At 61.9% G+C, this 12952-nt stretch carries 12 protein-coding genes; all 12 read left to right on the forward strand.

The genetic code is table 11. From position 1 onward, the window contains the following. The first annotated feature begins 27 nt into the window (after positions 1–27). The 12 genes from QDT79_RS03305 to QDT79_RS03360 all read left to right on the forward strand — a co-directional run bounded on the left by QDT79_RS03305 (position 28) and on the right by QDT79_RS03360 (position 12941). Complete coding sequence (locus tag QDT79_RS03305) at positions 28–297, forward strand: hypothetical protein (protein ID WP_308316202.1); 270 nt, start codon at positions 28–30, stop codon at positions 295–297. Further along, on the forward strand, positions 290–2044 hold the full coding sequence (locus tag QDT79_RS03310) for a monovalent cation:proton antiporter-2 (CPA2) family protein (protein ID WP_308316203.1): 1755 nt from the start codon (positions 290–292) through the stop codon (positions 2042–2044). The genes QDT79_RS03305 and QDT79_RS03310 overlap by 8 nt, the downstream gene beginning before the upstream one ends. Before the next feature lie 5 nt (positions 2045–2049). Continuing rightward, the gene (locus QDT79_RS03315) at positions 2050–2631 is read left to right on the forward strand and encodes a DUF924 family protein (RefSeq protein WP_175089973.1); all 582 of its coding nucleotides are present in this window, start codon (positions 2050–2052) and stop codon (positions 2629–2631) included. Positions 2632–2679: 48 nt separating this feature from the next. Next, positions 2680–3588 (forward strand): LysR family transcriptional regulator, encoded by a 909-nt coding sequence (locus QDT79_RS03320; RefSeq protein WP_063991750.1) that lies wholly within the window; start codon positions 2680–2682, stop codon positions 3586–3588. 267 nt (positions 3589–3855) lie between these two features. Next, positions 3856–4293, forward strand: a complete 438-nt coding sequence (gene uspA, locus QDT79_RS03325) for a universal stress protein UspA (RefSeq protein WP_004930988.1) — start codon at positions 3856–3858, stop codon at positions 4291–4293. A gap of 199 nt (positions 4294–4492) precedes the next feature. Then, entirely contained in the window at positions 4493–5836 is a 1344-nt protein-coding gene (gene gdhA, locus QDT79_RS03330; RefSeq protein ID WP_033649380.1) for an NADP-specific glutamate dehydrogenase, read from the forward strand. Positions 5837–6165: 329 nt separating this feature from the next. Further along, positions 6166–7152, forward strand: a complete 987-nt coding sequence (locus tag QDT79_RS03335; protein WP_033636379.1) for an autoinducer 2 ABC transporter substrate-binding protein — start codon at positions 6166–6168, stop codon at positions 7150–7152. Positions 7153–7257: 105 nt separating this feature from the next. Next, positions 7258–8757, forward strand: a complete 1500-nt coding sequence (locus tag QDT79_RS03340) for a sugar ABC transporter ATP-binding protein (RefSeq protein WP_063991753.1) — start codon at positions 7258–7260, stop codon at positions 8755–8757. Further along, positions 8750–9739 carry an ABC transporter permease gene (locus tag QDT79_RS03345; RefSeq protein WP_063991754.1) on the forward strand — a complete coding sequence of 330 codons (990 nt, stop codon included), beginning with the start codon at positions 8750–8752 and terminating at the stop codon, positions 9737–9739. Before QDT79_RS03340 ends, QDT79_RS03345 begins: the two co-directional genes overlap by 8 nt. Before the next feature lies 1 nt (position 9740). Further along, entirely contained in the window at positions 9741–10694 is a 954-nt protein-coding gene (locus tag QDT79_RS03350) for an ABC transporter permease (protein WP_049202888.1), read from the forward strand. A 10-nt stretch (positions 10695–10704) separates the two neighbouring features. Next, entirely contained in the window at positions 10705–12342 is a 1638-nt protein-coding gene (locus QDT79_RS03355; protein WP_063991755.1) for an FGGY-family carbohydrate kinase, read from the forward strand. After that, entirely contained in the window at positions 12342–12941 is a 600-nt protein-coding gene (locus tag QDT79_RS03360; RefSeq protein ID WP_060433490.1) for a KpsF/GutQ family sugar-phosphate isomerase, read from the forward strand. Before QDT79_RS03355 ends, QDT79_RS03360 begins: the two co-directional genes overlap by 1 nt. Positions 12942–12952 lie beyond the last annotated feature (11 nt).

Consider the following 12952-nt stretch of genomic DNA (forward strand, 5'->3'; position numbering starts at 1 on the left):
AGAAAGCGCAGCGTAGAGGATATTGCAATGCACATGCTGATGGTTATTGGTGGAGGCGCGGTTCTCCTGGGAGTGTTCGTGCTGTTTGGCTGGCTCTGGGGCGCCAGCGCGGCGGGTATGGCGCTGGCGGCCAAAATTTTCGTGCCGGCCTGGCTGCTGATCGCAGGAGTCAATATGTGGGTAGGCGTCGCCCACGCGGGCTACAGCGTGCGGGCAGAATTGCCGATCCTGCTGCTGGTGTTCGCGATCCCCGCCGCCATCGCCGCGCTGGTATTCTGGCGCCTCGTTCATGTCTGAAAGCGCCGGCGATCTGCTCAACGTAGTGACGCTACTGGGCGCCGCGGTGGTGGCCGTGCCGCTGTTCAAACGGTTGGGGCTGGGTTCGGTGCTGGGTTATCTGGCCGCCGGTTTGGCGATTGGGCCGTTCGGCTTCGGTTTGTTCAACGACGCGCAGACCATCCTGCACACCGCCGAGCTTGGGGTGGTGATGTTTCTCTTCGTCATCGGCCTGGAGATGCGGCCTTCTCATCTGTGGAACATGCGGCGCGACATTTTCGGCCTGGGCAGCCTGCAGGTGTTGAGCTGCGGGCTGCTGCTCACCGCCATCGGCGTGGTCTTCGGTTTTTCACTGGCCATCTCGTTCGTTTGCGGCATGGGGTTCGTGCTGACGTCTACCGCCATCGTCATGCAGCTGTTGGGCGAGCGCGGCGACATCGCCAGCCCGCGCGGGCAGAAAATCGTCGCCGTATTGCTGTTTGAAGATCTGATGATTGTCCCGCTGCTGGCGCTGGTGGCGTTCCTCTCGCCGGCCGATTCATCAACGCCGGTATCCGGTTCCGCCTGGGGCGGCATCGCCATCGCCGCCGGTGCGCTGGCCGCGCTGGTGGCGGCCGGCATCTGGCTGCTGAACCCGCTGTTTCGCATTCTGGCGAACGCCAAAGCGCGCGAAGTGATGACCGCAGCCGCGCTGCTGGTGGTGCTCGGCGCCGCTTTGCTGATGCAACTGGGTGGCCTCTCCATGGCCATGGGCGCCTTTTTGGCCGGCGTGCTGCTGTCGGAATCGACGTTCCGCCATCAACTCGAAGCCGACATTGAGCCCTTTCGCGGTTTGCTGTTGGGGTTGTTCTTTCTCGGCGTCGGCATGTCGCTCGATCTGGCCGTGGTGGCGCGCAACTGGCCGCTGATCGTCAGCGGCGTGCTGGCGATGATGTTGATCAAAGGCCTGTGCATCTACTGCGTGGCGCGGTTGGCGAGAAGCTCGCACGGCGATGCTCTCGACCGTGCCGTGCTCATGGCACAAGGGGGAGAATTCGCTTTTGTGCTGTTCGCCGCCGCGCTGGCCAACCATGTGCTGCCAGCGGAAACCAACGCCAACATGACGGCCGTCGTGGTGCTGTCGATGGCGTTGACACCGCTGGTGGTGCTGATTCACCAACGGCTGCGCGCCTCGTCCGGCGCCTCGTTGGACGGCGCTGAACAGCCCGCAGGCTTGACCAACAGCGTGCTGATCGTCGGATTCGGCCGCTTTGGCCAGATAGTCAGCCAGCACGTTTTGGCGATGGGCGCCGATATCGCCATCATCGACCACGAACCCCAGGTTGCCCGCGACGCGCAAGAATTCGGCTTCAAGGTTTACTATGGCGACGGCGCACGCATAGATGTGCTGCATGCGGCAGGTGCCGATCACGCCCGCGCCATCTTGGTTTGCCTTGACGATCCGCTCGCTGCCACGCAGATTGTCGAACACGCCAAAAGCCATTTCCCACAAGCCCGCGTGCTGGCTCGCGCTTACGATCGCGAACATGCCATCGCTTTGATCAAGGCCGACGTGGATTACCAAATTCGCGCCACCTTCGAGTCCGCCATGTCTTTCGGGCATGAGGCCGTCATGGCATTGGGCACCGATCCGGAAACCGCTACGGACCTGATGGCCGAACTACGGCGCAAGGACGCCGAACGTTTGGCGATGGAAGTGTCCGGCGGCATTTACGCCGGCACATCGATGATTTTGGGCAATGCGCCGACCAAAACGAAGAAGGAATGACTGGCATGCAGACCTTTTTCCGCCGGCGCAGCGATGCGCTCGCGGCCAATAATCAAACGGCCGATGAGATGATTCGGTTTTGGCGAGACGCCGGCGCCGGTCAATGGTTCCGGCAGGATCTGCGCTTCGACCAACATTTTCGTACACGCTTTTTGGGCCTGCATCTGGCGGCGGCCCGGCGTGAACGTGACGACTGGCTCAAAGCGCCGGAAAGTGCGCTGGCGCTGATAATCCTGCTCGACCAATTTCCACGCAATGCTTTTCGCAATACCGCCCACATGTACGCCACCGATCCGCTGGCACGCCGCTTCGCCCGCATCGCCGTTACGGCGAGCTACATGCAGGCCGTCGAGCCGGCGTTGCGCCTGTTTTTTTGCCTGCCGTTCGCCCACTCGGAAAATCTCGCCGATCAGGATCTGTCCGTAGCGCTAAACTCTCAACTGGGGTCGGCCGAACGTGCGCATGCCGAGGAGCACCGCGATATCATCCGCCGTTTCGGTCGTTTCCCGCATCGCAATCGGCTGCTGCTGCGCGATACGACTGAGCAGGAGCAAGCCTTCCTGGAACAAGGAGGGTTTTCCGGATAACTCCGCTGGAAGACATTAAACAACAACAAGGACAATACAGGCGCACCAATGGACAGATTCAATCAATACCGCGTATTCGTACAGGTGGCGGAAATGGGCAGCTTTATCCGGGCAGCCCATGCGCTGGAGATACCGCGCGCCTCGGTGTCCGCCGCCGTGCAACAACTGGAAACGCAGCTGGGCGTGCGCCTGCTGCACCGCACCACGCGGCAGGTGCGGCTGACCGCCGACGGCGAACAGCTGCTCGAGCGGCTGCGCCCGCTGCTGGCCGAGGTGGAAGACATCGATCAGTCATTTCAGGCCAGCCAGCGCCAGGCCTCCGGCCGGCTCAGCGTCGATGTGCCGAGCCGCATCGCCCGCCGGATGATCGCCCCGGCGCTGCCCGGCCTGCTGCGGCGCCACCCTCATCTGCAGCTGGTACTCGGCTCCGCCGATCGCGCCATCGATCTGGTCCAGGAAGGGGTCGACTGCGCGGTGCGCGTCGGCGATCTGCACGACAGCAGCCTGGTGATGCGCCCGCTCGGCCATATCGCGCTGATCAACTGCGCCAGCCCCGCCTACCTGAGCGAATTCGGCCATCCGCGCCAGCCCGGCGATCTCGTCGAGGGGCACTGGAGCATCGGCTACGCCTCGCCCAAAACCGGCCGTGAGTCCCCCTGGGAATACCTGACCGACGACGGCCATACGCAACGGCTCGAATTGCCCAGCCGGGTGGTGGTCAACAACGCCGAAAGCTACATCGCCTGCTGCCGCGCCGGGCTGGGGCTGATGCAGATCCCGCGCTACGACGTGCAACACCTGCTCGACGCCGGTGAACTGGTAGAAGTCCTGCCCGGTTACCGCGCCGCCTCCATGCCGATCGCCCTGATCTACCCCCATCGCCGCCAGCGATCGCGCCGCCTGGCGGTGTTTCATGAGTGGTTTGAAAGCCTGCTGCAGCCGCATCTGGAGCGCTGATTGCACATTTAGCGCTATACTTTGTTTAATAACGCTTATAATTCAAGCGGTCAGACCGTCAGCATCCGCATAACCCATAGGCTTTTACGCCGCGCGGGTGTACAACGAAAGGTATCGGGCGGAGAGATTTTCGATGCGGCGCAGTGTGATCGCCCCAACATATCATTGCGTTATCCGAATGATACTATGGAACCAAAAGCGCCAGGCGGGTAAACGGAACGCCTGCTAACCCTTTTTAATCGGCATGTTTATGGAAGGAGTATTCTTATGGCTTACAAACACATACTGATCGCGGTGGACCTATCCCCGGAAAGCAAGATCCTGGTAGAAAAAGCCGTCTCGATGGCGCGGCCGTACAACGCTAAAGTTTCTCTGATCCACGTCGATGTCAACTATTCCGACCTCTATACCGGCCTTATCGACGTCAATCTCGGCGACATGCAAAAACGCATCTCCGAGGAAACCCATCAGGCGCTGACCGAGCTGTCGCAGAACGCCGGCTACCCGATCACCGAGACCCTGAGCGGCAGCGGCGATCTGGCGCAGGTATTGGTCGATGCCATCAAGAAATACGACATGGACCTGGTGCTGTGTGGCCACCACCAGGACTTCTGGAGCAAGCTGATGTCTTCCGCTCGCCAGCTGATCAATACCGTGCACATCGATATGCTGATCGTGCCGCTGCGCGATGAAGAAGACGAATAAAGTAAGCACTTGCTAACTTAATTGCCCAACGCCCGCGCCCTGCGGGCGTTTTTCATGCCGCCATGCCGATTAATCGCTTGATAATCAACCGCCCTCCGATGATATAGTCGCTAAAGACACAACATCCTCCCCCGGGCATCGCCTATACCCATATCTATAAGAAATAGCGGGGGAAATTTAATGCGAAAAGGAGTTATCCATGGAATATGCCGTATCGGTAGAGTCTTTCCTGTCCTCGTTACAACGCCATAACCCCCACCAGCCGGAATATTTGCAGGCGGTGCGCGAAGTATTCACCTCGCTGTGGCCGTTTATCGAACGCAACCCGCGCTATCGCGAACAGGCGCTGCTGGAGCGCCTGGTGGAGCCCGAGCGCGTCATTCAGTTCCGCGTCAGCTGGGTGGACGATCGCGGCCAGGTGCAGGTCAACCGCGCCTTCCGCGTACAGTTCAACTCGGCCATCGGCCCCTACAAGGGCGGCATGCGCTTCCACCCGTCGGTAAACCTGTCGATCCTGAAGTTCCTCGGTTTTGAGCAGACCTTCAAGAACGCGTTGACCACCCTGCCGATGGGCGGCGGCAAAGGCGGTTCCGATTTCGATCCCAAGGGTAAAAGCCAGGGCGAGATCATGCGCTTCTGCCAGGCGCTGATGACCGAGCTGTACCGCCATCTGGGGCCGGACACCGACGTGCCGGCCGGCGATATCGGCGTCGGCGGCCGCGAAGTCGGCTTTATGGCCGGCATGATGAAAAAACTGTCCAACAATACCGCCTGCGTATTTACCGGCAAGGGCCTCTCCTTCGGCGGCAGCCTGATCCGCCCCGAGGCGACCGGCTATGGCCTGGTGTACTTCACCGACGCCATGCTGCAGCGCCACGGCCTGGGCTTTGAGGGCATGCGGGTGGCGGTATCCGGCTCCGGCAACGTGGCGCAGTACACCATCGAGAAAGCGCTGGAGCTGGATGCGCGCGTGATCACCGTGTCGGATTCCGGCGGCACCCTGGTGGACGAAGACGGCTTCACCACCGAGAAGCTGGCGCACCTGGCGGAGATCAAAAACCAGCGCTACGGCCGGGTGGCGGACTACGCCCGCGAACGCGGCCTGACCTATCTGGCGGGCCAGCAGCCGTGGAACGTGCCGGTGGATATCGCCCTGCCGTGCGCCACCCAGAACGAACTGGATCTCGAGGCGGCGCAGACGCTGATCCGCAACGGAGTGAAGGCGGTCGCGGAAGGCGCCAACATGCCGACCACCATCCAGGCCACCGACGCCTTCCTCGACGCCGGCGTGCTGTTCGCGCCGGGCAAGGCGGCCAACGCCGGCGGGGTGGCCACCTCGGGGCTGGAGATGGCGCAAAACGCCGCGCGCATCGGCTGGCGGGCAGAGAAAGTGGATGTACGTTTACAACATATCATGGCCGATATTCACCACGCCTGCGTGGAATACGGCGGCGAAGGCAAGCAAACCCACTACGTGCACGGCGCGAATATCGCCGGTTTCGTCAAGGTCGCGGACGCCATGCTGGCGCAGGGCGTGCTGTAATCCGCCTTAAAGGTGATCTTGTTCACACATCGATTAAATGCTTCAATGCCGGCCTCTGCGCCGGCATTTTTTTATGCTTTCACGCCATCCAAATGATGCCGATACGTTAAATAAAAGTTAATAATAGGTTATTTATTGCTTCTTAATCGGTAGTAAATTTACCACCACCAAATAATTAAACATTTATTTAACATTAAATACGCCATTATTTTACTTAAATGTGCGCAGATCACATTTCATTAACTTCAGCTACGCCCCCTCTTCCATTCCTTTGTAATCTGCAGCGGTGGAAAAACCGCCACCCCTACAGATAAAAAAAGGTACAGCTAATGAAATTTAACCTCGCATTATTAAATGCATGTGTGGTTTCTGCGTGCATGTTATCGACAACACCTGTGTTCGCCGCTGATAAGTATGAGATTGCCGTGGTCGCTAAAGTGACCGGCATTCCGTGGTTCAACCGCATGGAAGTGGGCGTCAACGAAGCGGCGAAAAAACTCGACGTCAACGCCTACCAAACCGGCCCTTCTACGCCGGATCCGGCCGCGCAGGTCAAGGTGATTGAGGATCTGATCGCCAAGAACGTCAACGCCATCATCGTGGTGCCGAACGACGCCAAGGTGCTGGAGCCGGTGCTGAAAAAAGCGCGCGACAAAGGCATCGTGGTGCTGACCCATGAATCCCCGGACCAGCAGATCGGCCAGTGGGACATCGAGACCATCGACAGCGAGAAATACGCGCAGGCCAACGTCGATGAGCTGGCGAAAGACATGGGCGGCAAAGGCGGCTACGCGATCTACGTCGGCTCGCTGACCGTGCCGCTGCACAACGCCTGGGCCGACTCCGCCATCAAATACCAGAAAGAAAAATACCCGGACATGTTTGAAGTCACCTCGCGCCTGCCGGTGGCGGAAAGCATCGACAAATCTTACGCCACCACGCTGGATCTGATGAAAACCTATCCGCAGATGAAGGGCATCATCGGCTTCGGTTCACTCGGCCCGATCGGCGCCGGCCAGGCGGTGGCCAAGAAACGCGCCAAGGACAAGATCGCGGTAGTGGGCATCGCCATGCCGGCGCAGGCCGCCCCTTACCTGATGCGCGGCGACATCAAGAAAGCGCTGCTGTGGGATCCGAAAGACGCCGGTTATGCGCTGGTGACGGTGGCCGACCAGCTGCTGCAGGGCAAGGAAGTGAATAAGGACCTGTCGATCGAGGGCCTCGGCAAGGCCGACGTCGACATGGAACACAAAGTGATTCGGTTTAATAAGATTTTGGAAGTGACCAAAGACAACGCCCAATCGCTTGGATTCTGATTTTTCGCGTAATTTCGCCACACCGGGAAAGTAGTTAAACCCTCGTAGGGGCGCAGCATTGCTGCGCCCAGGGCTTCGGCCGCTACGCAAGCACAGGTTAACGTTATGACAGCCTCCCCCGCATTTATCACCCTGGAGAATATCAGCAAGCGATTCCCAGGCGTGCTGGCATTAGACCAGATCAACCTGACGCTGAATAAAGGCGAAGTGCACTGCCTGGCCGGGCAAAACGGCTGCGGCAAAAGCACCATCATTAAAATCATCTCCGGCGTCTATCAGCCGGAAAAAGGCGCCAACATTTCGCTGGAAGGCAAACTCTTCCACGCCCTGACGCCGCAGCTGTCCGGTTATTACGGCATACAGGTGATCTACCAGGACCTGTCGCTGTTCCCCAACCTGACGGTGGCGGAGAACATCGCCATCCACCGTTACCTGCCCGGCGGCCATTTCTGGGTGCGTAAGCGGGTGATGCGCCAGACGGCACTCGACGCCATGGCGCGGGTCGGCATACGCATCGATCCCGATAAAAAGGTGGAAAAACTGTCGATCGCCGATCGGCAGCTGGTGGCGATTTGCCGCGCCATCGCCGCCGAGGCGCGGTTGGTTATCATGGACGAACCGACCGCCTCGCTGACCCGCCAGGAGGTCGACGGCCTGCTGCGGGTGGTCAACGAGCTGAAGGCGGCCGGCATCTGCGTGGTATTCGTCAGCCACAGATTGGACGAAGTGATGGAAGTCGCCGATCGCATCAGCGTGATGCGCGACGGCAAGCTGGTAGGCACCTGGCCGGCCAGCGAACTGGACAGCCATGAACTGGCGTTCCTGATGACCGGCCAACGCTTCCACTACAGCCCGCTGCCGCCGCTGCCGCCGGCCGAACAGGCACCGCTGCTCGAGGTGCGCAACCTCAGCCGCGGCGAGAAATACCGCAACGTCAATCTGGCGCTGCGCGGCGGCGAGATCGTCTCGATCGTCGGCCTGCTCGGCGCCGGCCGTACCGAACTGTGCCTCAGCCTGTTCGGCATGACGCGGCCGGACAGCGGCGAGATCCGCATCGAGGGCCGGGCGGTGCAACTGCACAACAACCGCGAAGCGGTGCGCCACGGCATCGGCTATGTGTCGGAGGATCGCCTGACGCAGGGGCTGATCATGGAACAATCGATCTACGACAACACCATCGTCACCGTCTTCGATCGGCTGCATACCTCGCTCGGGCTGCTGGATCACGCCAAGGCGACCGAGCTGGTCAACCGGCTGATCCGCGATCTGAACATCAAGGTGTCCGACAGCGCATTGCCGGTGAAAACCCTGTCCGGCGGCAACGCCCAGCGCATCGCCATCGCCAAATGGGTGGCGACCCAGCCGAAGATCCTGATCCTCGACTCACCCACCGTCGGCGTGGACATCGCCAACAAAGAGGGGATCTACCAGATCGCCCGCGATCTGGCGCAGCTGGGCATGGCGGTGCTGATGATCTGCGACGAGATCCCGGAAGCCTATTACAACAGCCATCGGGTGATGGTGATGCGCAAGGGCGAACTGATCGCCGAGTTTGCGCCGCACCAGAGTACCGAGCAACAGATCGCCGAGGTGGTGAATGGATAAGTCATTATTGGCCCGCCTGGCGGGGCGGCACGAGTTTTATCTCGGCCTGTTGGTGCTGCTGCTGGCGATCGGCCTGAGCGCCGGCACCGACGAATTTCTGACGCTCGGCAACCTGACCGACGTCGCCACCAGCTACGCCATTCTCGGCATCCTGGCCTGCGGGCTGTTCGTGGTGCTGATCGCCGGCGGCATCGACATTTCGTTCCCGGCGGTCACCGCCATCGCCCAGTATGTGATGGCCAGCTGGGTGATCCAGCACGGCGGCAGCTTCCCGCTGGCGTTCGCCCTGGCGATTGGCGTCGGCCTGCTGCTCGGGCTGGTGAACGGTTTCCTGGTGTACTGGCTGAAAGTGCCGGCGATCATCATCACCATCGCCACCCTTAACCTGTTCTACGGCCTGCTGGTGTACGTCACCAACGGCACCTGGCTGTACGGCTTCCCGGACTGGTTCATGAACGGTATCAACTGGTTCTCGTTCCAGGGCGCCGACGGCTACGACTACGGCCTGACGCTGCCGCTGCTGTGCCTGCTGGCGACCATCGTCGTCACCGGCGTGCTGATGAACCGCACCCGGCTGGGGCGCCAGATCTACGCCATGGGCGGCAACCGCGACGCGGCGTCGCGCCTGGGGTTGAACCTGCTGCGGCTGCATTTTTGCGTCTACGGCTACATGGGCATTCTGGCCGGCGTCGCGGCGGTGGTGCAGGCGCAGATTACCCAGTCGGTGGCCCCCAATTCTCTGCTCGGCTTCGAGCTGACGGTATTGGCGGCGGTGGTGCTGGGCGGCACCAGCATGAGCGGCGGCCGCGGCTCGTTGACCGGCACCCTGCTCGGCGTGGTGCTGCTGGCCTTCCTGCAAAACGGGCTGACGCTGCTCAGCGTCTCGGCCTATTGGCACCAGGTGTTCAGCGGCGCGATCATTTTGATCAGCATCAGCACCACCGCCTGGAACGAAAAACGCAAACTGCTCAAGGAGATCTGACATGACGCAGTTAACTCGGTTGATCCCAAGCGATCGGATCATTCGCCTGCAGGGCGCGATCATCATCGCGGTGGCGCTGCTCTTCGCCGGGCTGCTCGGATCGCGCTTCTTCAGCCTCGGCAACTTCCAGTCGATCGCCTCGCAGCTGCCGATCCTCGGCCTGCTGGCGCTCGGCATGGGCATCACCATGCTGACCGGCGGCATCAACCTGTCGATCATCGCCGGCGCCAACGCCTGTTCGCTGGTGATGGCGGCGATCATCGTCAGCCATCCCGACCAGCCGCTGTTCCTGGTGCTGGCGCTGTTGGCCGGCCTGCTGGTGGCGGTGGCGATCGGCGCGCTGAACGGCGCGCTGGTGGCCTGGATCGGCGTCTCCCCGATCCTCGCCTCGCTCGGCACCATGACGCTGATCACCGGCCTGAATATCCTGCTGTCCAACGGCGCGGTGATCTCCGGCTTCCCGGCGGCGATTCAATTTCTCGGCAACGGCGCCGTGCTCGGCGTGCCGGTGGCGCTGATCCTGTTCCTGCTGGTGGCGGCCGGGCTGTGGCTGCTGCTGGAGCACACCACGCTGGGCCGCAGCCTGTACCTGATCGGCTCCAACGAGCAGGCTACCCGCTTCAGCGGCGTGAATACCGCGCGGGTGCAGATCGCGGTGTATATCCTGTCGGCGCTGCTCGGCTGGGGCGCCGCGCTGCTGATGATGGCCAAGTTCAACTCGGCCAAGGCCGGCTACGGCGAATCTTATCTGCTGGTGACCATTCTGGCCTCGGTGCTGGGCGGCATTAATCCGGACGGCGGTTTCGGCCGTATTCTGGGGCTGGTGCTGGCGCTGATCGTGCTGCAAATGTTGGAAAGCGGCCTCAATCTGCTGGGGGTCAGCAGCTACCTGACCATGGCCCTGTGGGGCGGCGTGCTGATCCTGTTTATCGCGTTACAGAATCGAAAAGCCTGAGGAGAAAATAATGGCGAGCTATTTTATTGGCGTAGATGTGGGCACCGGAAGCGCGCGCGCAGGCGTATTCGATCTCAACGGCCGCATGGTCGGCCAGGCCAGCCGGGCCATCGATCTGTACCGGCCGAAGGCGGATTTCGTCGAGCAGTCGTCGGATAATATCTGGCAGGCGGTGTGCAATGCGGTGCGCGACGCGGTCAACCAGGCCGACATCAACCCGATCCAGGTCAAGGGGTTGGGCTTCGACGCCACCTGTTCGCTGGTGGTGCTGGATAAAGAGGGCAAGCCGCTGACCGTCAGCCCCTCTGGCCGCACCGAACAGAACATCATCGTGTGGATGGATCACCGGGCGATCGCCCAGGCCGAGCGCATCAACGCCACCAAACATCGGGTGCTGGACTTCGTCGGCGGCATTATCTCGCCGGAGATGCAGACGCCGAAACTGCTGTGGCTGAAACAGCACATGCCCACCACCTGGGCCAACGCCGGCTACCTGTTCGATCTGCCGGACTTCCTCACCTGGCGCGCTACCCAGGACGCCACCCGCTCGCTGTGTTCGACGGTGTGCAAGTGGACCTATCTCGGCCACGAACAGCGCTGGGACAAGAGCTACTTCCAGCAGATCGGGCTGGAAGACGTGCTGGAACATGACGCGGCCAAGATCGGCAGCGATGTCAAAATGATGGGCGAGCCACTGGGCCACGGCCTGACCCAGCGCGCCGCCAGCGAGATGGGGCTGATCGCCGGCACGGCGGTGAGCGTGTCGATCATCGACGCCCACGCCGGCACCCTCGGCACGCTGGGCGCCACCGGCGTCTCCGGTGAGGTGGCCGACTTCAACCGCCGCGTCGCGCTGATCGGCGGCACCTCTACCGGCCACATGGCGATGTCGCGCACCGCGCGCTTTATCGGCGGCGTCTGGGGGCCGTATTACTCGGCGATCCTGCCGGAATACTGGCTGAACGAGGGCGGCCAGTCCGCCACCGGCGCACTGATAGACCACGTCATCCAGTCGCACCCGTGCTACCCAGAGCTGCTGGCGCAGGCGAAAACCCAGGGGCAGACCATCTATGAGGTGCTGAACGCCATTCTGCGCCGCATGGCCGGCGAGCCGGAGAATATCGCCTTCCTGACGCAGGACATCCATATGCTGCCGTATTTCCACGGCAACCGCTCGCCGCGCGCCAACCCGACGCTGACCGGCATCCTGACCGGGCTGAAGCTGTCGCGCACGCCGGAGGACATGGCGCTGCACTACCTGGCCACCATTCAGGCCATCGCGCTCGGCACCCGCCACATCATCGAAACCATGAACCACAGCGGCTACTGCATCGACACCATCATGGCCAGCGGCGGCGGCACCAAGAACCCAATCTTCGTGCAGGAGCACGCCAACGCCACCGGCTGCGCCATGCTGTTGCCGGAGGAGAGCGAAGCGATGCTGCTCGGCGGCGCCATGATGGGCACCGTGGCGGCGGGCGTGTTCGACACCCTGCCGGAGGCAATGAGCGCCATGAGCCGCATCGGCAAGACGGTCACGCCGCAGACCAACCAGATAAAAAGCTACTACGACCGCAAATACCGGGTATTCCACGAGCTGTACAACGACCACATGAAATACCGCCGGTTGATGCAGGAGGAGGCGTGATGCAGCAGGAATGGCGGCAGGCCGTGCAGGGTTGGCAAACCTACAGCCAGGAGCTGGCGCAGCTGGGCGAGCGCCTCGACGCACGCACCTGGCAACGGCTGCTGGCGTTGCTGGCCGACTGCCGCGGTAAAATCGCCGTCACCGGCGTCGGCACCTCGGGAATTGCGGCGCGCAAGATAGCCCACATGCTCGCCTGCGTGGAACGGCCGGCGGTCTACCTCGACGCCACCGGCGCGGCGCACGGCGATCTGGGTTTTCTGCGTGCCGACGATCTGCTGATCCTGATCTCGCGCGGCGGCAACTCCGACGAACTGACCCGCCTGCTGCCGACGCTGCAGGCCAAGGGCGTGACGCTGATCGCGGTGACGGAAAACCCGCATTCCGCCATCGCGCAGGCGGCGCAGCTGACGATCGCCACCGGGGTGCAAAAGGAGATAGATCCGCTGAACATGCTGGCCACCACCTCAATTGTGCTGGTGTTGGCGATCTTCGACGCCGCCTGCGCCTGCCTGATGGCGCGCAGCGGTTACGACAAGGATACCTTGCTGGCGGTGCATCCGGGCGGCGGCGTGGGGAAAAGCTTGCGGGAGGAAAACTGAGGGCCCGACAC

The organism is Serratia marcescens (assembly GCF_029846115.1).
GTDB classification, from domain to species: domain Bacteria; phylum Pseudomonadota; class Gammaproteobacteria; order Enterobacterales; family Enterobacteriaceae; genus Serratia; species Serratia marcescens_L.